Source organism: Bordetella genomosp. 7, assembly GCF_002261415.1.
Taxonomy (GTDB): Bacteria; Pseudomonadota; Gammaproteobacteria; order Burkholderiales; family Burkholderiaceae_B; genus Bordetella_A.
In genome coordinates this window covers 92,805-113,398 of sequence record NZ_NEVI01000001.1, presented here as the reverse complement: position 1 = coordinate 113,398, position 20,594 = coordinate 92,805, and the positions used below count along the sequence as shown (strand labels likewise).

Here is a 20,594-nt window from a genome sequence, read left to right as displayed (position 1 = left end):
TCAGAATCCGTACTGCACGCCCCGCGGCGTGAAGATGGCGCGCGCCCGGCGCGCCGAATGGCATTGCATGTTCACGGCCACCGGATTCATGGTGATATGGGTGGCCGCCAGTTCGACGTGCACGGCAAAGGCGGTTGCGTCGCCCCCCAGGCCCTGCGGGCCCACGCCCAGCTGGTTGACCGCCACGGAAAGGTCGCGCTCCAGTTCGGCGCCCAGCGGATCGCCACAGTGCGAACCCAGCGGGCGGGTCGCGGCCTGCTTGGCCAGGTGCACGCACAGGTCCGAGGTGCCGCCCACGCCCACGCCCACGATGGTGGGCGGACAGGTTTTGCCGCCCGCCTGCATGACACAGTCGATCACGAAGGTCTTCACGGCATCCAGCCCCTCGGCCGGAATCGCCATACGCAGGAACGAATTGTTTTCCGAACCGCTGCCCTTGGGAATCATCTCGATTTCCAGGCGGTCGTCTTGCTCGCAGAAATCGATATGGATAACGGGCACGCCCGGGCCACACGACGTATGCGCGTTCTTGCGGCTGATCGGATGCACCACACTTGAACGCAGCGGATGCTCGCGCGTGGCGCGCTCGCAGCCGGCGCGGATTGCCTGCTTCAGCCGCCAGCCGTCCAGCCCCACGCGACGCCCCACCAAGACGTTATAGATGGGAATGCCGGTGTCCTGGCAAAGCAGGTTGTCGTTCTGTTCGGCCACCGTGATATTGGTCGTCATGGTGTCCAGGATCGTCTGCGCGCGCGGCGACGATTCTGCGGCGCGCAACTGCGCAAAGCCCTGCTTGATGTCGTCAGGCAGCCGCTTGAGCGCCCTTATGTACAGTTCGCGCGCGGCGTCTTCCACCTGCGCATAATCGATCTCTGGCATCGTTCAACCCAGCATGTTGAAGGCAAAAAGCACAGACACCGCCAGCGAAGCCAGCGTGCCTGCCGCGATCCATCCGCGCCGCAAGCCCTGCCACGGCGCAAACTCTATCCACAGCAAGCGCACCCCGCCCGCCAGATGCAGCGCCAGGCACAGCACCAGCGCCCATTCGCCGAACTTGAAAATGGGCGCGTCGTACCAGCGCAATGCGCCGTCCAGCGCCGCCTCGCCCTGAAGCGCCAGGCCCAATGTCCAGAAGTGCACGGGCAGGAACGCCAGCAACAGCAGCCCTGAAATGCGGTGCACGGCAAAAGCCAGCCAGCTGGCATGCGTGCGGGCGCGGCGGTCATTGCGGCGCATATCCGCCCCCCAGCGTCACGGCGGCAACGGCGCGCCACCCCAGTGCCAGCAGCAGCGCGCCCGCCGCCAGCCCCATTGCGCCTGACCATTTGCGCGTCGGCGCCCATTCGTCGAGCACATTGCGCAAGCCTATGCCCGCATGGATGGCCACCAACAGCACGAACACCGCGTAGAACACCCCCCAGCCCACGCTGCCCTGCGTGCGGCCCAGCACCTCGGCGGCGCTCAGCCCGCCGCGCACTGCCCATGTCACCAGCGCCAGGTGCGCCAGCACGAATACCGTCATGGCCATGGCGCTGATGCGTTGCCAGTACCACCGCCGCGCTGCGCTGGCCGCGCTCATGGCGTCGCTTCCGTTACGCCGCGCAGCGCGCCGGCCGTTTCTTCCGGCGCGGCGTTGCCGGTCAGTTCGCCCCGCAACGCCGCGCGCGCCGTCACGCGCTTCAGGCCGGCGATGGCGGCGGTGGGCGCAATGCCCTTGGGGCAGCGCAGCGTACAGGAGCCCTGTGTATGGCAGGCGTGACAGCCGGCGTCGCCCGCCACGGCAGCAAGCCGCCGGGCGCCGGCGGTGTCGCGTTCGTCGTTGACCAGCGTCCAGGCGCGGTTCAGCGCAGCCGGCCCCAGGAACTGCGGCTTCCAGCTCACCACGTCGCACGACGCATAGCAGACACCGCAGCCTATGCATTCGATGCCCGCATCGGCCGCGCGGCGCGCCGGCGATGCGGGGCTGACGCGCGCCACCGGATCTTGCCGGCTGGCCGGCCCCGTGAAACGGCCCTGCGCCTGCTGCCATTTGTCGAAAAAGGGCGCCATGTCGGTCACCAGGTCCTTGACGATGGGCAGATTCGACAGCGGCGCGAGCTCGATGCGGCCATCGCGGGCAACGCGCGACACATGGGTGCGGCAGGTCCAGCGCGCCACGCCGTTGACCGTCATGGCGCACGATCCGCACATGCCCACGCGGCAGGCATACCGGTATGACAAGGTGGGGTCCAGGTGCCGCTGGATATGCGTGGCCACGTCCAGCACGGTCTGGTTGTCGCGGCGCGGCACCTCGTAGTCCTGGAAGACACCATGCTGGCCGCCCCGCCATACCTTGACGTGCAGCATCCCGGCAGCAGTTTCAAGCTGGGCCATCGCCGTTCCATGTGTATGTGCAACGCCATACATGGTGCAGCCGGCTTTGACAGAAGTAAAACTATTAATTATTTTGGACAGACCAAGTTTTGCTTATATAGGGTCGACCCATGGCATCCATACGCCAGTTCCGCACCGCGCTCGCGGCCGCCCGGCTGGGCAGCTTCGTGGCGGCCGGCCGCCACGTCGGGTTGACCCAGGCCGCCGTCAGCCTGCAGATCAAAAACCTGGAAAGCGAGCTGGACACACAGCTGTTCGAGCGGCGCGCGCAGGCGGCCGTGCCCACGGCGCAGGGCCGCCAGGTACTGGCCGAACTCGAAGACCTGGTCGCGCGCTACGAGCAGCTGCTCGCGCACAGCGGCAACCCCATGCGCGGCAGCCTGCGCATCGGCACCCTGGTGTCGTCCCTGATGGGTACCTTCGGCACGGTGCTGGCGCGCGTAAAGCGCGACTTCCCCGACCTGCGCATCACCCTGCTGGCCGGCCAGTCGGCGGATTTCGCGGCGCGCGTGGCCAGCGGCGAACTGGACGCTGCGGTGGTTACCGAGCCGCCGCATGGCGTAGACGCGTCACTGGTCTGGACACCGCTGTACCAGGAGCCGCTGGTCCTGATCGCCGCCCCGCGGCTGCGCCGCAAGTCGGTCGCGTCGCTGCTGGCGTCCGAACCATTCCTGCAGTTCGACCGCTCGCTCTGGACGGGCCACCTGATCGCCGACGCCCTGGCGCGCCTGCGCGCCGCCCCGGACGTCATCCTGGAGCTGAATTCCATCGAGGCCATTGCCGAGCTGGTGCGGCAAGGCTATGGCGTGGCCATTGTGCCGCTGCTGGCCAATGCGGACTGGCGCCACGGCAAGCAATTGGCGGTCAAGCCGCTGCCCGGGCCGCCCATCCTGCGGCGCGTGGGCATGCTGGAACGACGCCGCCATGGCAAATCGGCAATCACCCAGACCTTGCGCGGGGTGTTCGCCGCGGCAGCCGATTAGGCCGACGGCACCATTCAGATCGGTCCGATAAGCCGGCGCCGGCGGCCCGTGCCCGCTCATCCATGCGGGCGCCATGGAAAATCTTCCCCCTCATTCCCGCCCCGCATCCCCGCATTGCGTCGCCATGCACGCCAAACCTTTATCCGACCGCGAGCGCGATTGCCTGTACTGGTCAGCGCTGGGAAAAACCAGCTGGGAAACCGGCGTCATCCTGGGCGTTACCGAACGCACCGTCAATTTCCATATCGGCAACGCGTGCAGCAAGCTGGGCGTCTACAACCGCCGCGCGGCAATCACGCAGGCCCTGCGGCACGGGCTGTTGCCGCCGCTTACCGATTGATCTTCACCGCCTGCACGAACTCCTGCGCGCGCTCGCGCGGCAAGCCCTGCGGCGAGCCGGCGGCCACCGCGTCCACCAGCAGGGTATCGGTGACCCACACCCGCGCCAGTATCCAGCCGGGCCGTTCGCCCGCCTGGCCATGTATTTCGATCACTTCGCCATCGCCGGGCAGCGGCGTCGCGGGCCGGGCGCCCAGGTTGGCATACAGCGATTGCACCAGGGCGTCGCGCAGCGCCGACCGCGCAGCGGGGTCGCCTGCGACGGCCTCGGGCAGCCGCGCATGCCCCACGGCAAACATGGATCCATCCACCTCGGCCATATCCAGCGTAAACCGCAGCCGGTGCCCGCCCAGCGAAATGTCGCGGGCCTGAGTCTGCACCTTGGCCGGAAAGGCTGCGCGCACATGGCCGTCGGCCACATCCATTTCGCGCCAGTTGTAACTGGGCGAGCAGGCGGCCAGCAGCAGCGCGACAGCAATCAGGCGTGACAGGCGCGCCATAAACGGGCTAAACAATCGGGAAATCATCGTCCTGCGGCCTCCGGGTCGCGAGCAGTGGGGTTGCGCTGATTGTCGCCGATCGGCGCCGGCAGTGTGGGCAGATCAAAAGCCCCCCTACTGCCGGTGCGGGATCCCTCGGCACGAAACGCCCGCACCCCGTAAAATCCGCGCTCAATCCCAGAATATCCATATGACCGTGAACGATACCGCTGCCAGCCGCATGGCCTGCCTGAAGGCCCGCCCCGACCTGCTCGCCCAGACTTTGCGCGGCATCGAAAAAGAAGGGCTGCGCGTCGACGCCCGCGGCAAGCTGGCACTTACCGCCCATCCCGCCGGCCTGGGCTCCGCCCTGACCAACGAACACGTCACTACCGATTATTCCGAAGCGCTGCTCGAACTCATTACCGGCACCCATGCCCGTGTCGAGCCGCTGCTTGCCGAACTCGAAGACACCCACCGGTTCGTCTACAGCGTACTGAACGGCGAGTACATCTGGAACCAGTCCATGCCGGCCACGCTGCCCCCCGAAGCCGACATTCCCATCGCCTGGTATGGCACATCCAACACCGGCATGCTCAAGCACGTATACCGGCGCGGGCTTGCCGAACGCTACGGCAAGGCCATGCAATGCATCGCGGGGCTGCACTACAACTTCTCGCTGCCGGACGCCCTCTGGGACGAGCTCGAACCCGGCCCTATCGACGCCCAGGAACGGCGATCGCGCGGCTACATTGCGCTCATTCGCAATTTCACCCGCTATTCCTGGCTGCTGATGTACCTGTTCGGCGCGGCGCCGGCGGTTTCGCGCGACTTCATGGGCGACAACGGCCACGCCCTGCAATCGCTGGATGCCCACACGCTGTACCTGCCCCACGCCACCAGCCTGCGCATGAGCGACCTGGGCTACCAGAACAAGGCTCAATCGCAGCTCAAGCTCTGCTACAACGATCTGGGCACTTTCCTGGGGCGCCTGTACGGCGCCGTCACGCAGCCGTGGCCCGACTACCAGGCCATCGGCACGCATCGCGACGGCCAATGGATACAGCTCAACACCAACGTGCTGCAGATCGAAAACGAGTACTACTCCAGCATCCGCCCCAAGCGCACCACCGGCCGGTGCGAGCGGCCGGTTACTGCGTTGGCCGAGCGCGGCGTGCAGTACGTCGAAGTGCGCTGCCTGGACATCGACCCGCAGCAGCCTGTGGGCATCGCCGCCGAAACGGCGCGCTTCATGGACGCCTTCCTGCTGTTCTGTGCCGCGTCCGACAGCCCGTATTTCTCCCAGAACGGCTACTGCCAGCGCAGCGCCGACAACTTCTCGATGGTCGTCAAAGAAGGCCGCAGGCCCGGCCTGCTGCTCGACCGCGATGGCGCCGGCATCGGCGTGGCCGAGTGGGGCCATCAGCTGCTTGACCAGATCGCTCCTTATGCGGCCCTGTACGACCACGCCCTGGGTGGCGACGCCTATGCACGAGCCGTGCAGGCCCAGCGCGCCAAGCTCGACGACCCCGACCAGACGCCCTCGGCGCAGCTCTTGGCCGGCCTGCGCGACAGCGGCCTGTCTTTCCACGACTACTCGCTGCAACTGAGCAAGCGGCACGCCGATACGCTGCGCGCCACGCCCCTGCCCGCCGACGTCGCGGCCGCCTACGCCGATGCCGCGCGCCAGTCGCATGCCGAACAGGCTCGCCTGGAACAAAGCGACGACATCGATTTCGATACCTACGTCGCGCGCTTCCAGGCCGCGCTGAAAGCGCCGGCCCAGCCCTGACCGGCGTGCGCGCCGCCTGGCGCGGCCATCAGCGCCCCGCCGCGGGGCGCAGCCAGTCTCGATGGTGCCGTTCGATGTGCGTTTGCACGAAAGCCGCCAAGGTACGCGCAGCCATCGACGGAAACCGATTGGGCGCGGTCAGCAGGTAAATGGCGTTGCCTACGCCTTCGGGTTCGAACTCGGGCAGCACCTCTTGCAACAGGCCGTCGCGCAGCTCTTTCCACACCGCATAACGAGGCAGCAGGACAACGCCCAGCCCCGCCAGCACAGCTTCGCGCAGAAACGGGTAGTCGCCCGACTGCAGACGGGGCGCAACGCGCAGCACCAGCGGATCGCCATGCGCATGCATCAAGCGCAGGTCGAAGCGCCGGCCCATCGACTGCGGCGCGATCAGCGAACACCGCCCCAGCTCTTCCAGCGTGCGCACCGGCCGGCCCTCGTGCCTGAACGACGGCGCGGCGCACAGCACCCACTGGATAGCACATAGCCGCCGCGCCACATGGTCTTCAGGCGGTGCTGAGGTGATCTTCAAGGCCAGGTCGACCTCGGCCGACACCAGGTCGCCGATGTTGTCATTGATGTGCACGCGCAGGCTGATATCCGGATAGCTGCGAGCGAATTCCAACAGTACCGGAGCCAGGTATAAATGTCCCAGCCCGGTGGGCAGGCGCACCCGTACATCGCCGCGCACGGTGCCGCCCAGACTGTCGATCGATGCCTGGGCGGCACGCATTTCGTCCAGCAAACGTACGCCGTGCTGGTACAGCAGGCGGCCTGCCTGGGTGAGCTCCACGTGGCGGGTCGTGCGCCGTAACAGCTGTGCCCCCATCACGAGTTCCAGCCTTTTCAGCCGGTGTGACATGTTCGAGCGTGTCATGCCGCAACGTTGTGCCGCCACGCTGAGATTGGGCGATTCAACCATGGCGACAAACAGCCGCACCAGGTTCAGGTCGGGGATATTGTCAAACATGATTCACCATTACTGGCACAGTTCCACGCATTGTCGAATACGGTGTGCCTGCCTACCATCAGTGGATACACCCACCAGATGACATAAGTCTCATGCATCGTTCCGTCTCCTCCCCTGTGCCGCTGCCCTTCACGGGCCTGCGCGTGCTGGACATCAGCCAGGGCATTGCCGGGCCGTACTGTGCGCAGCTCCTGTGGCAGCAGGGCGCCGAGGTCGTAAAAGTCGAACCGCCCACCGGCGACTGGGGCCGCCACGTGGGCGTAGTGCGCGGCGCAGACAGCGCCTTGTCCATCGCCTACAACGTCGGCAAGCGCGGCCTGTGCGTAGACGCACGGCAGCCAGCGGGCCGAGCTCTGCTCGCCCGGTTGGCCGGCCAGGCCGACGTACTGATCCAGAATTTCCGGCCGGGAGTGGCATCGAGGCTGGGCGTGGGCTACGCTGAGCTGGCACGCGACTGCCCCGAGCTCGTCTATGTTTCGATCAGCGGCTACGGTGCCGACGGCCCGTACGCCGATGCGCCGGCGTCGGACTCGGTGATGCAGGCCGACAGCGGCCTGATGGTCGCCAACCAGGCGTCCGACGGCGCGCCGCGCCGCATCGGCATGCTGATGGCAGACATCGCCACGGCCCTGTACGCCGCGCAGGCTGCCAGCGCCGCCCTGTATCGGCAGGCTCGCGGCGGCGGCGGCAGCCACGTCGAGATCAGCCTGTTCCACGCGTGCGCGGCACTGCAAGTGCACGATATCGTGGCGCACGCGATGGCCGGCGAACGAGTCGCCGGCCCGGTCAGCGCGCCCAACGGCGTATTCGACACCGCCGACGGACGCCTGGCGGTGCTGGCCCTGAACAACGACCAGTTCAGCCGCCTGTGCCGGGCGCTGGATCGTACCCATTGGCTAACCGACCCCGCCTACGCCGACAACGCCGGCCGCATGGCCCGTCGCGACACGCTGCACGAGGCGCTGGCCGCGCAGTTGCGCGAGCGTCCGTCGGCATACTGGATTGAACGATTGACGCGCGAAGACGTGCTGCACGCGTGCGTGCGCGACTACGACGGCCTGGCAGCGCACCCGCAGGCGCTGCACTTGAATCTGTTCGAGCCGCTCGCCCAACCTGGCGGCGCCCCGCTGCCCTACGCACGCGCGCCCGGGCTGGCACAGGCACGCGGCCTGGCGCCCGCGCCGGCCATCGGCGAACATTCCCGGCAGATACTCGCCGACTGGGGCGTGGCCGAGGCAGACGTGGAAGAACTGCTGCGCCTCGGCGTCGTGCAGCAAGCGGAGCCGGCATCATGATGCGCGCATTGGTCTGCGAACGCCACGGCCCCGTGGCCGACGTCACCGTGCGCGAAATCGACAACGCGCCCGCGCCCGGCCCGCACGAAGTCACAATCGAAATCGAGCACGCCAGCGTCAGCCACGCCACGCGCTTGCTGATTGAAGGCACCTATCAAAGCCGCCCGCCCTTGCCCTTCGTGCCCGGCACCGAAGCCGTGGGGCGCGTTACCGCGCGAGGCAGCGCCGTCACCCGCGTGGCCGCAGGCGATCGCGTCGTGGCCGTTTCGCGCTGGGGCTGCTACGCGCAGTATCTGACGCTGCCCGAGTACACCGTCTACCCCGTGCCAGAAGGGCTGGATCTTCTGAAATCGCTGCCCGTGCCCATCTCATATGGCACGGCCTATACGGCGCTCTTGTGGCGCTCCGGCCTGCAGCCCGGCGATACCGTGTTGGTGCTGGGTGCGGGATCGGGCGTGGGCCTCGCGGCAGTTGAAATCGCCACGCAGGCGGGTGCCCACGTCATCGCGTGCGCGAGCACGCCCGACAAGCGCCAGGCCGCATTGACCGCCGGCGCCGCCCACGCCATGGCCGCCGACGCGGAGCTGCCTGCAAACGTAAAGGCCCTGACGCACGGCCGCGGCGCGGATGTGGTGTTCGACCCGGTAGGAGGGACAGCCTTTGAGCACAGCGTACGGGCCGCCGCCGCCAACGCCCGCATGCTGAGCATCGGTTTTGCCAGCGGCCAAGTGCCGCCGGTGCCGCTGAACCTCCTGCTGGTCAAGAACATCAGCCTGCATGGGTTCTTCTATGGCCGCTACCTGGGGTGGACCCCGGCAGACGAGCGCATCGCGCATGCCCCGGCGCTGCAGCGCGCCATGCATACCTTGCTGGACTGGGCCCGCACTGGGCGGATCCGGCCTGCAGTCACGGCGGTCTACCCGGCCGCCGATCTCGCCCTGGCCCTGGACGCGCTGGAATCGCGGCGCGTCATCGGCAAAGTGGCGCTCAAAATAAAATAGGAGACATCCCCATGCTTGCCTTGCCGCATCCCCTGCGCCGCGCCGCGGCCGTGCTGGCCATGTCCGGTTTTACCGTTGTTCCCCTTGCCGCATCCGCCGCAGACCACTTCCCTGACCGCCCCATCACCATGGTCGTGCCGTATCCGCCGGGCGGGCCCACCGACACGGTGTCGCGCCTGGTGGCCGCGGAAATGTCCAAGACCATCGGCCAGAGTGTCGTAGTCGAGAATAAACCCGGCGCCAGCGGCATGATAGGCGCCGACCTGGTGGCGCGCGCCAAGCCCGACGGGTATACCTTCCTGGCCAACGCGTCGCTGCACGTTATCAATCCCTATTTGTACAAGTCGATGCGCTATGACGCATTCAAGGACTTCGCCCCCATTACGCAGCTGGCCGACGTACCCCTTGTGCTGGTGGTGCCGGCAAGCTCCAGCGTGCGCAGCGTGCAGGATCTAGTCAAACTGGGGCAGACGCAGCCGCTGAACTTCGGCTCGGCGGGCACGGCGTCGGCTCAGCAACTGGCGGGCGAGTCTTTCAAAGTGCGCAGCGGCCTGACTATGCAGCACGTACCGTACAAGGGCAGCGCGCCCGCGCTCACCGACCTGGTAGGCGGTCAGATCCAGCTTATGTTCGACTCCATGCCGTCGGCCATGCCGTTCATCAAGTCCGGCAAACTGCGCGCTATTGCCGTCACCACGCCGCGGCGCGTCGACGAACTGGCCGATGTACCCACCATGGACGAATCGGGCTTTCCGGGATTTGACATCAGCACCTGGTATGGACTGTGGGCCCCTGCGGGCACGCCGCCCGAGGTCGTGGCCAAACTGTCGCAGCACGCTGCACGGGCGTTGCAGCAACCCGGCCTGAAGGCCCAGTATGCGGGCCTGGGCGCCAAGCCCGTGGGCTCCGATCCGCAGGCCTTCGCGCGTTTTACCGAGGCCGAAGGCAAAAAGTGGCTCGACATCGTGACGGCCGCCCGTATCCAGCCGCAATAAACAGCACCCGCGGTCAGTCGCGCGGCGCGTCGCTCGTGGATCGTTGGCGCGCCGTGCCGCCGGCCTTGCCCAGGTTATAGGCCGTGTTCACCAGGCCGATGTGCGAGAACCCCTGCGGGAAATTGCCCACCAGCCGCCGCCGCGCCACATCGTATTCTTCGGCCAGCAGGCCCAGGTCGTTGCGCAGCGCCAGCAGGTGCTCGAACAGACGTTCGGCGTCGTCCAGGCGTCCTTGCATGATGTACGCGTCGGCCAGCCAGAAGCTGCAGGCCAGGAACGCGCCCTCTTCGCCTGGCAGGCCATCATCGCTTTCTTCGGTGCTGTAGCGCAACAGCAGGCCATCACGCATCAGCTTGCGCTCGATGGCCGCAATGGTGCCTTGCACGCGGCGGTCGCTGGCCGGCAGGAACCCCACCTGGGGAATCAGCAGCAGGCTGGCGTCGAGCGCCGTGCCGCCGTAATACTGCACAAACGAATTCATGCGCGCATCGTAGCCATGCGTGCAGATGTCCTGGCGTATGCGTTCGCACAGCTCGCGCCATCGTTCTACCGGCCCTTCCAGCCCGAAGCGCTCGCACGACTTGATGCTGCGGTCCAGCGCCACCCAGCACATCAGCCGCGAATGCGTAAACGCGCGGCGCGGCCCGCGCACTTCCCAGATGCCGTGGTCGGGCTGGTCCCATAGCTGCTCCAGCGGCTTGAGCAGCACTTTCTGCATCCGCCATGCCTCGGCCAACGGAGCCAGGTCGGCGACCCGGCCCGCGTGCAGGGTCTCGATCAGCTCGCCATAGACGTCCAGCTGCATCTGGCCCGCCGCGCCGTTGCCGATTCGCACCGGCGCGCTGCCCTCGTAGCCCGGCAGCCACGGTATCTCGTTCTCGGGCAGCCATCGTTCGCCGGCAATGCCGTACATGATCTGTATCTGGTTGGGATGCCCCGCCGCCGCGCGCAACAGCCATTGCCGCCAGGCTTCGGCCTCTTCCCGATAGCCGGCATTCAACAGCGCGTACAGCGTCAAGGCCGAGTCGCGCAGCCAGCAATGGCGGTAATCCCAGTTCCGGCTGCCGCCCAGCTCTTCCGGCAGCGAGGTCGTGGGCGCCGCCACGATGCCGCCCGTGGGCTGGAAGATCAGCAGCTTCAGCGTGATCAGCGACCGCACCACCGCATCGCGCCGCTCGCCCGATCCGTTTTCCCAATGGCACCGCTTGGCCCATTCCTGCCACCAGGCAATGGTCCGGTCCATGCTTTCCAAGCGGTCGGGCACGAAATGCGGCGTCTTGTGCGAACGGTGGTACGACAGGGTAAACGGCACGGTCTGGCCCTGGTGCACGCGGAAACTGGCCACGCTCTTCATGTCATGGCCCTCCATCGGCACCGAGGTATGCAGTTCTGCTGCATCGGGCCCCGCGATCGCACTCAGTCCGTAATCGCGCCGCCGCACCCAAGGCACCGCCTGCCCATAGTTAAAGCGCAGCGTCAGCTCGGTATGCATGTCCACGTGGCCCCGCTCGCCGCGCACAATGCGCACCACGTCCACGCGTTCGTCCTCATCGCTGAGCGGCATGAAGTCATATACCCGCACTGCGCCGGTGTCGGTTTCGTGCAGGGTCTCGAGCACGGCCGTATCGGGCAGATAGCGGCGCCGCGCCGGTGCGCACGGCTGCGCCGGCGCCAGCAGCCAGCGGCCGTGGCTTTCGTCGCCCAGCAACGCGGCAAAGCAGGCCGGCGAGTCAAAGTGCGGCAGGCACAGCCAGTCGATCGAGCCGTCGCGCGCCACCAGCGCGGCCGACAGCATATTGCCGATCAATCCGTAATCCTCGATTGGCTTGGACATCGCTCAGCCCGCTCCACGAAAACCGGGGTACAGCGTCATGCCGCCATCCACGAACAGGGTGTGGCCGGTGACGTAGTCGGCGCTGTCGCTGGCCAGCCAGGCCACGGCGCGCGCCACATCAACCGGCTCGCCGATGCGGCCGTAGGGAATCAGCTTCAACAGTTGGACCAGGCTTTCCGGCGTGTTCCAGGCGGGCGCATTGATAGGCGTGCGTATCGCCCCCGGCGCCACCGAATTCACACGTATCTTCATCGGCGCAAGCTCCTGCGCCAGCGACTGCATCAGCAGCGACACGCCGCCTTTCGAGGCCGCGTAGTTGGCCTGGAACGCCCAGGGAATGACTTCGTGCACCGAACTGATGAAAACGATCGCGCCCGCTGCGGTGTCGGCGGGCGGCGAGGGGTGCTGTTTCAGGAACGACCGCACCGCCGCGCGCGAGCACAGGAACTGGCCGGTCAGATTTACATCGATGACCCGTTGCCACTGCTCCAGGGTCATATCCTGCACCGGCGCGGGCTGCTCGATGCCGGCGTTGTTCACCAGGATGTCCAGCCCCTGGAAGCGCTCCTGGGCAATGCCGAACAGCCGTTCGACATCGTCTTCCCGGCTGATATCGGCCGGCCCTGCCACCGCCGTGCCGCCCGCCTGCGTAATGGCCTGGACTACCTCGGCGGCGCGCCGCGCCGAATCTTCATTGGGGCGGTGGTTCACCACCACCCGGGCCCCGGCTGCCGCCAGCTCCAGGGCCACGCCCTTGCCTATGCCCGAGTTGGCGCCCGTTACGATCGCCACCTTCCCCGATAGATCCACGCAATTCCGCATGCTGTTCTCCTTGCGGCGCGCCAGAACCAGGACCCGGGCAAACGCCGCCTGTCGATAGCCTGTCCAAAGCTTAGACCGGGACCTCCCCCGCGGCAAACCCGCCCCTGCGCGCCGCGCGTCCCGCAGCACATCGCATGCCTGCTTGCCAGGCGGCGTCTGACACCGTGGCGTGCCTTGCTTGCCAGTCGGTGTCTGACACCTCTGGTGTCAGACACCCCCCACGGCCGTGCCATCACGCTGCTGCCTTCTGCTTGCCGGTCGGTGTCTGACACCTCTGGTGTCAGACACCCCCCACGGCCGTGCCATCACGCCGCTGCCTGCTGCTTGCCAGACGGTGTCTGACACCTCTGGTGTCAGACACCCCCCACGGCCGTGCCATCACGCCGCTCCCTGCTGCTTACCAGACGGTGTCTGACACCTTTGGTGTCAGACACCCCCACGGCCGTGCCATCACGCCGCTGCCTGCTGCTTACCAGACGGTGTCTGACACCTTTGGTGTCAGACACCCCCACGGCCGTGCCATCACGCTGCTGCCTGCTGCTTGCCAGACGGTGTCTGACACCTTTGGTGTCAGACACCCCCACGGCCGTGCCATCACGCTGCTGCATTCTGCTTGCCGGTCGGTGTCTGACACCTTTGGTGTCAGACACCCTCACAGGCCATGCCGTCATGTCCCAAGATGCCGCCCTGCAGTAGAATACTTTGTATGCAAACTACCTTACCCCCCGCCGCGCCCGACCCGCGGCAGGTTCGCACGCGCTTCGGCCCCTTGCTGGGCGGCGTATTCCGGCAATGGCGCCGCCAGGTTGACCTCAGCTTCAAAGACCAGGGCCTGTCCGATGCCACCCGCATGCCGCTGCTAGTGCTTTACGTACAGGGAGAACCGTTGCGCCAGAAAGACCTGGCCAACGCCCTGTTCCTGGACACCTCATCATTGGTGCGCGTGCTCAATTACCTGCGCAAGGCCCGCCTGGTCGACTGGTCCAGCGACCCCGACGACCGCCGCACCAAGCGCATCGGCCTGACGCCCGCCGGAAGGCAGGTCGCGGCCGCCATCCTGGCCAAAAGCCAGGAAATCGAACGCACCATCCTGGCCGACCTGACCCCGCACGAACGTGAAGTCACCCTCATCGCCCTCGAAAAAATTTCGCGTCGTTTCCATGAGCTCAACGCCCCGGCCTGACAGCGGGCGCAGCGCATCCCGACCCGGCAACCTGCTTCCCAGGCTGAACCCGCAATGAAACTAAAAGGTTCACCCTACGCATGGGTGAGTTTCGCGATGATCGTGGGTGTGATGGGCACCGCGCTCATCAGCCCGCTGTACGCCCTGTACAAAGACACGTGGCAGCTGCAAACCAGCGATATATCAGTGCTGTATGTGGTCTACATGGGCGGCGCGCTGTGCAGCCTGCTGTTTCTGGGGCGGCTGCCCGACCGGTTGGGGTTCAGGCCCATGATGCAGTGCGGCCTGGCCCTGGTGGTGGTCGGCACATTCGCCAGCCTTGCAGCGTGGGACCTGGCCAGCCTGTGCGCCGGCCGTTTCGTCGTCGGGGTGGCATCCAGCCTGGTCACCACCAGCTCCACACTGGGGCTGGCGCGGCTATCGCGGTCCGGCAGCGTGCAACGCGCGGCCATGATGACCGGCTTCCTGCTCGCGCTGGGCTTTGGCCTGGGGCCGCTGGTGGGCGGCGTCTTCGGGCAATGGGCGCCATCGCCGCTGGTCACCACCTACGTTCCCACACTGTTCCTGGGCGCGTTGGGCCTGTTCGCCTTGTGGCGGGTGCCCCTGCCGCGCGATGAAAGCCCGCATCACGCCAAGAAGCCCGGCCTGCGCGACATTCTTCCCACGCTCACCTGGCCCGCCCGCACCGACGCGCGGGCCTTCGTGCTGACATGTACCCTGCCCTTCCTGGCGTTCGGCGTATTCGGGATGTATGCGTCCATGGCGCCGCTCTTCCTGGACCAACTGGTGCCCTGGCACGGGCCCGTGGTCAGCGGCACCGCCATCGCGCTCATTCTGTTCGCGTCGGCGGCGGTGCAGATGTCGGTTGGCCGCATGCCCACGCAATGGTGCGGGGCTGGGGGCCTGGTCATGCTGGCGCTCAGCAACATGCTGCTGATCGCCAACCTGTGGACCAGCTCGGCCATCCTGTTCGGCCTGGGCGTGCTGTTCACCGCCATCGGACATGGCATGTGCATGCTGGCCGGCATGAGCATGCTCACCCGCCTGGCCACCCCCACCACGCGCTCCGGCCTGCTGTCGACGTACCTGGTCGTCGGCTACATCGGCGCCATGGCGCCCACCATGGGCATCGGCTGGATCGCAGACCATTGGGGCATGGACATCGCCGTGTGCGCCTTCTGCGTCACGGTCATCTTGCTGGCCACCCCTGCAGCGGTCTACTTCCAGCGGCATCCCAGGATGCGGGCCGCGGCGGCGTAGAACGATGCCTGCTGTTTCGCGAACCTCGCTGCACTGGCGTGCGATGGGTACACTCGCGTTCATGCAGACGACTGCAAACCGCTATCCCGGCCAGCATGCCCTCCACTCATCCTGACGCCCCCGCCACCGGCAGCCCAGCCAACCGCTACGACCGGATGGAATGGGCCGGCGCGTTCGGCGACCTGGGTACGCTCATCCCCTTCGTGGCCGCCTATATCGGCGTGCTGGGGATGGATCCGTTCGGCGTGCTGTTCGCCTTTGGCGTGTCCATGATCGCCTGCGGGCTGTATTACAGGACGCCCTTCCCCGTTCAGCCCATGAAGGCCATCGGCGCGGTAGCCTCCATCCAGGCCGTGCAGACGGCCGTGGTGACTCCGGCTGCCGTATATAGCGCCGCGATCGCCACCGGCATCATCTGGTTCGGCATCGGAATCAGCGGGCTGATGGGGCGCGTGGCCAGGCTGGTGCCGCCGTCCATCGTGCTCGGCATTGTGCTGGGCCTGGGCTTCGGCTTCATGCTGCAAGGCGCCAGGATGATGCACACCGACTGGCTGGTCGCCATCGTGGGCATGGCCGGCACCCTGGCGCTGATGGGCAACCGGGCCGTGCCGGCCATGTTCGTGCTGCTGGCCTTCGGAGCGGCAGTGGGCGCCGTCCAGCAGCCCGAGCTGCTGTCGCGGCTGGGCGCGGCCTCCATCGGATTCAGCGCGCCGTCGTTCGCGCTGGCCGACGTCACATGGAACGAAGTGTTCGTGGGCCTGGTGCTGCTGGCGCTGCCCCAGGTGCCGCTTACGCTGGGCAATGCCGTCATCGCCATCACCGAAGAAAACAACAAGTACTTTCCGCAGCGTCGCGTCACCGAGGGCAAGGTGGCCGTCTCCACCGGCCTGATGAACCTGTTCAGCGGCGCGATCGGCGGCGTTCCGATGTGCCATGGCGCCGGCGGCATGGCGGGGCACCGCGCATTCGGCGCGCGCACCGGGGGCTCGGTCGTCATCCTGGGCTGCATCCTGCTGGCGCTGGCGCTGTTCTTCAGCGGATCGGTGCATGCCCTCTTCCAGCTGTTTCCACCGGCCGTGCTGGGGGTCGTGCTGTTCATCACCGGCATGCAGCTTGCCGCGGGCAGCAGCACGCTTCCCGCGCAGCGCGGCGACCGCATCGTCGCGCTTGCCTGTGCGGCGCTATGTATCTGGAACGTGGCGCTGGGCTTCGTGGCCGGCGTCGCGCTGCATTGCCTCAGCCGCCGCGGCTGGCTGCGGCTGTAGCGCGCGCATGGCGGCAAACACGCTACGGCGCCGCCGCCTGCAACGCCTGCGCCAGGTCGTCAATAAGATCCTGCGGGTCTTCCAGCCCGATGTGCAGGCGCACCACCGGCCCGCGCTTGCTCCAGTCTGTGACGCTGCGCGTCTCGCTCATATGAGCCTGCGTCACCAGGCTTTCGTGCCCGCCCCACGACGCGCCTATGCCAAACAGCTGCAGGCTGTCGATGAACCGGTCGACGTTCGCCTGGGATGTGGTTCGGGCAAGCTCGATAGACACCAGCCCATTGGTGCCTTGGCAATCGCGCTGCCACAGGTCGTGGCCGGGGTGCGATGGCAGGGCCGGGCAGAACACCGTGGCCACGCCGGGTTGCGACGCCAGCCATTGCGCCACTTGCAGCGCGTGCCGTTCATGCATGGCCAGGCGCGGAATCAATGAACGCACGCCGCGCAACACCAGCCACGCGTCGTCCGGGCTTACCGTGATGCCGAACGCGTCGCAGCGCTGCGCCAAAGGCTTCCACGCCGCTTCCGTGGTGGCAACCGTGCCCATCATGACGTCGGAATGGCCCGACAGGTACTTGGTGGCGGCCATGACGGAAATGTCGGCGCCCAGGGCCAGCGGCCGGTACTGGCACCCCGAGCCCCAGGTATTGTCGGCGGCCACCCATGCGCCCCGGGCGTGGGCCATGGCGGCCAGCGCGGGCAGGTCGCACATCTCGTAGACCAGCGAGCCCGGGCACTCGGCATAAAGCATCCGGGTGTTGGGGCGCATCCCGTCTTCGGCATCGCTGCCGTCGGCGGCAAAGAACGAATATTCGATCCCGTAGGGCTCCAGGAACTGGCGCGCCAGCTGACGCACAGGCTGGTAGGCACTGTCGGAAATCAGCACATGGTCGCCGGGCCGCAGGTAGCTGACCAGCGTCATGGCAATGGCCGTCAGGCCCGTTGGGAACAGGCGCGCGCGATAGGCGCCTTCCAGCTCGCATACCGCGTCTTCCAGGGCGAACGTGGTGGGCGTGCCGCGCGCGCCATACGTAAAGAGCCGATCCTGGCCGCGCTGTTCGCGCGCCTGCCGCTGGTGCGCGGCATTCCGGAACACCACCGTGCTGGCCCGCACAACGGGCGGGTTGACTGCCGTCCCGCCGTCGTACGCCGGCGTCTTGCCAACGCTTGCCAGTCGAGTTTTTATGCCCTGTGTCCGCGACATGTTCAATTCACCCTGCTTCGGTAATGGCCCGGCGTGGGCGGGCGCCGGTGCGCATGCGCACCGGCCACCGGCCACCGGCTCAATCCACCTTCGCGCCGGCCAGTTTGACAACGTGCGCCCAACGCTGGATATCGTCGCGCAGTTGCCGGGCGAAATCTTCCGGCGTGCTGGCGACCACCTCGCTGCCGCCCTCGACGATCAAGCGCGTGACGTCAGGCGAGCGCAACGTGCGCACAATGGCCTCGTGCAGATAGGCTACACGGTCCTGCGGGGTACCGGCGGGCACGAAAAAGCCATACCAGTCTTCAAATCGCGCGCCTTTCAGGCCGAGCTCTTCCAGCGTGGGCACCTGGGTAAAGACGCCGATGCGGCGCGGGCTCGTGACTGCCACCGCGCGCAACTGCCCGTTCTGGATCAGGCCCGCCACGGACGACGTCGACGTAACCAGCGCATTGACCTGGTTGCCCAGCAGGTCGTTGATGGCCGGCCCGGCCCCGCGGTACGGCACGTGCGTCAGCGGAATGTCGTGCTCCTTCGCCAGCACCACGCCCACCAGATGCGACAGTGTGCCATTGCCGGGGGTGGCGTAGGTCAGGCGGCCGGGATTCGCGCGGGCTTGCGTCACCAGGTCATTGAAGTCTTTGATGGAAGACGCGGCCGGCACCACGATGGCCAGGGGGGCAGCATTGATCTGCGTGATCGGCGTGAAGTTCTTCAGCGGGTCGAACCCTGCGTCGCTGTAGATCGCGGGGTTCACCGCCATCAGCGACACCTGGCCCGTCAGCACGGTATAGCCGTCCGGCTTGGCCGAGGCTGCCGCCTTGGCGCCGATGTTGCCCCCTGCTCCTCCGCGGTTTTCCACGACAGCGGGTTGCCCCGTCACGTCCATCAGGCGCGAAGTCACCCAGCGCGTCGTGGCGTCGTTGCCGCCTCCGGGCGGAAACGGCGACACGAACCGGATGGGCTCGCCCGGATAGCCGTCGCGCGCGGGCAGGCGCTCGACAGACTGCGCGTGCGACAACGTCGCGAATGCAGCAACTGCCGTCGCCGCCCCCAGCATCATCAGTTTTGCAAACCTTGCTCCAGACATGGTGACTCTCCTGTTTACTTTGAGCTTCTTATGGTTTCCGCGCGAACGCGGCTCCTCCCCGCATATGGCTATGCGGATGCGGGCAGGTAAAAGTTGCCGCGCTCCTGCTCGTCGAGCTCGGCGACCAGGCCGGTCTCCCATGCAAGATATTGGCGCGCCGCTTCCTTGTTGCCGTCGTGCCGGTCGTGCACGAAGAACAGGTAATCGATGCAATCCTCGTCCGACGGGCAGTCCGGGCTGGGTTCTACGGCGTAGCCGACGGCCTGCCAGGCGTCCAGCCCGCCTTCAAGCAGCAGCGGCGCGCGAACCAGCTCGATGGCCGCCCATTGCGCGATCCGCGCGTCGTCGGCCACCAGGACCGCCTGGCGGGTCTCGTGGCGAAGGTCGCTCGCCAGCCGAGGCCGTATCGACCACCGGGAACCGGGTATATGTCCTGCGCGGTATTGCATGCCGGCGCGCACATCCACGACGGCCACATCGCCCGCCTGCATGCGGCTGGCCAGTTGCGCGGCCGAGATCCGTTCCAGCCGGGGCGGCGTTGCAGCAGGTTCGGCCTGCAAGGCCAGGCCGCTGGACAGGCCGTCCTCGAGCACGCTGGCATCGTGGCCCATCTGGCGCAGCCAGCTGGCCACCACCGGTGCGCGCACACCGTCGCTGTCGAACAGCACAAGCCGCGCGCCGCGCACCCCCACATACTGGTCGCAGGCCTGGATAAGCTGCCCGCCCGGCGTATGCTGTGCGCCCGGCAGCGACTTTGCATGAAACTCCGCGGACGTGCGCACATCGCACAGAAACAGCGTGCGCCCGGCGTCCTGCGCCCACGCGCGTACTGTCTGCGCCGTCACATACGGCACATTGAAGCGTTCTGCCAACGCCCGGGCCTGCGGCAGCAGCGCCGGGCTTCCGGTGTTGTCGCCGTAGCGGTCGGTGCCCCCGTGCTCCAGCGCAAGGTCCGCCAGGAACCAGCCCTGCGTGCCGTTTTCCAGCGCAAAAACGGGATTGGGGATGCCCAGGTTGATCAACGTCTGGGCGCCGATGATCGAACGCGTGCGGCCCGCGCAATTGATCACGATGGGGGTCGAGTCGTCCGGCACCAGGCTCTTGATGCGATAGGCCAGTTCGCCATTGGGACAGCACGTCGCGCCCGGGATATTCATCTTGTGGAACTCGTTCACCGGCCGCCCGTCGAAGATCGCCAGTGGTTCTCCGGCCGCCTGTTTGCGGGCAAGTTCCTGCGCAGAGATGCGCGGTGTGTGATACGCGTGCTCGACCAGCTCGCCAAAGGTCTTGGACGGCAGGTTGACGCCGGCAAACAGCTTGTACCCTGCGTCCCGCCAGGCTCGCGCACCGCCTTCCAGGATCATTACCTGGGCATAGCCCAGCGCCTGCAGACGCAGCGCCGCGCGTCCGGCCACGTCGCGGCTGGCCTCGTCACCGCCGTCATAGACCACGATCCGCACCTGCTTGCGCGGAACCAGGCGGTGGATGTCCAGCTCCAGCCGGCTGTAGGGCAGCGAAGCCGCATAGAACAAGTGGGCTTCGCCATACTGGCCATGCTCGCGCACGTCCAGCAGGGCGATCTCCTGGCCATCATGCAGCATGGCCTTCAACGTGGCGGCGGATATGAAGTTGGGCATGGAATACTCAAAAAAAACAGGCAAAACGAAGCCCCGTGCGCCTCGCGGGCGCACACCTTTCCGGGCCGGAAT

Annotated in this window: 20 protein-coding genes; 9 read left to right on the top strand and 11 right to left on the bottom strand. The window is 67.0% G+C overall.

Annotated elements, in window-relative coordinates; all coding sequences use genetic code 11:
* Genes CAL18_RS00535 through CAL18_RS00520 form a run of 4 tightly spaced genes read right to left on the bottom strand, consistent with a single transcriptional unit; the run spans position 1 to position 2,373 of the window.
* Positions 1–879, bottom strand: a complete 879-nt coding sequence (locus CAL18_RS00535) for a fumarate hydratase (protein ID WP_026640841.1) — start codon at positions 877–879, stop codon at positions 1–3.
* A gap of 3 nt (positions 880–882) precedes the next feature.
* Positions 883–1,236 (bottom strand): succinate dehydrogenase, cytochrome b556 subunit, encoded by a 354-nt coding sequence (gene sdhC, locus CAL18_RS00530; protein ID WP_094817147.1) that lies wholly within the window; start codon positions 1,234–1,236, stop codon positions 883–885.
* On the bottom strand, positions 1,223–1,579 hold the full coding sequence (locus CAL18_RS00525) for a succinate dehydrogenase (RefSeq protein ID WP_094817146.1): 357 nt from the start codon (positions 1,577–1,579) through the stop codon (positions 1,223–1,225). Before CAL18_RS00525 ends, sdhC begins: the two co-directional genes overlap by 14 nt.
* The gene (locus tag CAL18_RS00520; RefSeq protein WP_249278359.1) at positions 1,576–2,373 is read right to left on the bottom strand and encodes a succinate dehydrogenase/fumarate reductase iron-sulfur subunit; all 798 of its coding nucleotides are present in this window, start codon (positions 2,371–2,373) and stop codon (positions 1,576–1,578) included. Before CAL18_RS00520 ends, CAL18_RS00525 begins: the two co-directional genes overlap by 4 nt.
* Before the next feature lie 110 nt (positions 2,374–2,483).
* Between CAL18_RS00520 and CAL18_RS00515 the strand changes: the two genes are divergently transcribed.
* Together CAL18_RS00515 and CAL18_RS00510 are read left to right on the top strand one after the other, a co-directional pair.
* Entirely contained in the window at positions 2,484–3,356 is an 873-nt protein-coding gene (locus CAL18_RS00515; RefSeq protein WP_094817145.1) for a LysR family transcriptional regulator, read from the top strand.
* Between the two features lie 124 nt (positions 3,357–3,480).
* On the top strand, positions 3,481–3,696 hold the full coding sequence (locus CAL18_RS00510) for a helix-turn-helix domain-containing protein (protein WP_094817144.1): 216 nt from the start codon (positions 3,481–3,483) through the stop codon (positions 3,694–3,696).
* Here the strand turns inward: CAL18_RS00510 and CAL18_RS00505 are convergent.
* Positions 3,686–4,222 (bottom strand): hypothetical protein, encoded by a 537-nt coding sequence (locus CAL18_RS00505; RefSeq protein WP_094817143.1) that lies wholly within the window; start codon positions 4,220–4,222, stop codon positions 3,686–3,688. The two genes, CAL18_RS00510 and CAL18_RS00505, sit on opposite strands and share 11 nt — an antisense overlap.
* Positions 4,223–4,391: 169 nt before the next feature.
* Between CAL18_RS00505 and gshA the strand changes: the two genes are divergently transcribed.
* A complete protein-coding gene (gshA, locus tag CAL18_RS00500; RefSeq protein WP_094817225.1) occupies positions 4,392–5,966 on the top strand; it encodes a glutamate--cysteine ligase in 1,575 nt (524 codons plus the stop codon).
* Between the two features lie 28 nt (positions 5,967–5,994).
* Here gshA and CAL18_RS00495 read toward each other — a convergent pair whose 3' ends face one another.
* On the bottom strand, positions 5,995–6,936 hold the full coding sequence (locus CAL18_RS00495) for a LysR family transcriptional regulator (protein ID WP_026640848.1): 942 nt from the start codon (positions 6,934–6,936) through the stop codon (positions 5,995–5,997).
* A gap of 92 nt (positions 6,937–7,028) precedes the next feature.
* Between CAL18_RS00495 and CAL18_RS00490 the strand changes: the two genes are divergently transcribed.
* From CAL18_RS00490 to CAL18_RS00480, 3 genes are read left to right on the top strand one after another with little or no spacing between them, the layout of a single operon-like run.
* Positions 7,029–8,231 (top strand): CaiB/BaiF CoA transferase family protein, encoded by a 1,203-nt coding sequence (locus CAL18_RS00490; RefSeq protein WP_094817142.1) that lies wholly within the window; start codon positions 7,029–7,031, stop codon positions 8,229–8,231.
* Positions 8,231–9,232 (top strand): NADPH:quinone oxidoreductase family protein, encoded by a 1,002-nt coding sequence (locus CAL18_RS00485; RefSeq protein WP_026640850.1) that lies wholly within the window; start codon positions 8,231–8,233, stop codon positions 9,230–9,232. The genes CAL18_RS00490 and CAL18_RS00485 overlap by 1 nt, the downstream gene beginning before the upstream one ends.
* An 11-nt stretch (positions 9,233–9,243) precedes the next feature.
* Entirely contained in the window at positions 9,244–10,227 is a 984-nt protein-coding gene (locus CAL18_RS00480; protein ID WP_026640851.1) for a Bug family tripartite tricarboxylate transporter substrate binding protein, read from the top strand.
* A gap of 13 nt (positions 10,228–10,240) precedes the next feature.
* Here CAL18_RS00480 and CAL18_RS00475 read toward each other — a convergent pair whose 3' ends face one another.
* Both CAL18_RS00475 and CAL18_RS00470 read right to left on the bottom strand, forming a co-directional pair.
* Positions 10,241–12,061, bottom strand: a complete 1,821-nt coding sequence (locus CAL18_RS00475; protein ID WP_094817141.1) for a glycoside hydrolase family 15 protein — start codon at positions 12,059–12,061, stop codon at positions 10,241–10,243.
* Positions 12,062–12,064: 3 nt separating this feature from the next.
* Entirely contained in the window at positions 12,065–12,883 is an 819-nt protein-coding gene (locus tag CAL18_RS00470; RefSeq protein ID WP_094817140.1) for an SDR family oxidoreductase, read from the bottom strand.
* A gap of 706 nt (positions 12,884–13,589) precedes the next feature.
* On the opposite strand from CAL18_RS00470, the gene CAL18_RS00465 reads away from it, so the two are divergent.
* The 3 genes from CAL18_RS00465 to CAL18_RS00455 all read left to right on the top strand — a co-directional run bounded on the left by CAL18_RS00465 (position 13,590) and on the right by CAL18_RS00455 (position 16,591).
* A complete protein-coding gene (locus tag CAL18_RS00465; protein ID WP_094795763.1) occupies positions 13,590–14,066 on the top strand; it encodes a MarR family winged helix-turn-helix transcriptional regulator in 477 nt (158 codons plus the stop codon).
* 54 nt (positions 14,067–14,120) lie between these two features.
* Positions 14,121–15,326, top strand: coding sequence for an MFS transporter (locus CAL18_RS00460; RefSeq protein WP_094795762.1), 1,206 nt, complete (start codon positions 14,121–14,123; stop codon positions 15,324–15,326).
* A gap of 95 nt (positions 15,327–15,421) precedes the next feature.
* Positions 15,422–16,591 (top strand): putative sulfate/molybdate transporter, encoded by a 1,170-nt coding sequence (locus CAL18_RS00455; protein WP_094795761.1) that lies wholly within the window; start codon positions 15,422–15,424, stop codon positions 16,589–16,591.
* A 22-nt stretch (positions 16,592–16,613) separates the two neighbouring features.
* Here CAL18_RS00455 and metC read toward each other — a convergent pair whose 3' ends face one another.
* From metC to CAL18_RS00440, 3 genes are all read right to left on the bottom strand, one after another.
* Positions 16,614–17,795 carry a cystathionine beta-lyase gene (gene metC / locus CAL18_RS00450; RefSeq protein ID WP_094795760.1) on the bottom strand — a complete coding sequence of 394 codons (1,182 nt, stop codon included), beginning with the start codon at positions 17,793–17,795 and terminating at the stop codon, positions 16,614–16,616.
* Between the two features lie 79 nt (positions 17,796–17,874).
* Positions 17,875–18,885 carry a Bug family tripartite tricarboxylate transporter substrate binding protein gene (locus CAL18_RS00445; protein ID WP_094795759.1) on the bottom strand — a complete coding sequence of 337 codons (1,011 nt, stop codon included), beginning with the start codon at positions 18,883–18,885 and terminating at the stop codon, positions 17,875–17,877.
* Between the two features lie 68 nt (positions 18,886–18,953).
* On the bottom strand, positions 18,954–20,522 hold the full coding sequence (locus tag CAL18_RS00440; protein WP_026639580.1) for a rhodanese-like domain-containing protein: 1,569 nt from the start codon (positions 20,520–20,522) through the stop codon (positions 18,954–18,956).
* Positions 20,523–20,594 lie beyond the last annotated feature (72 nt).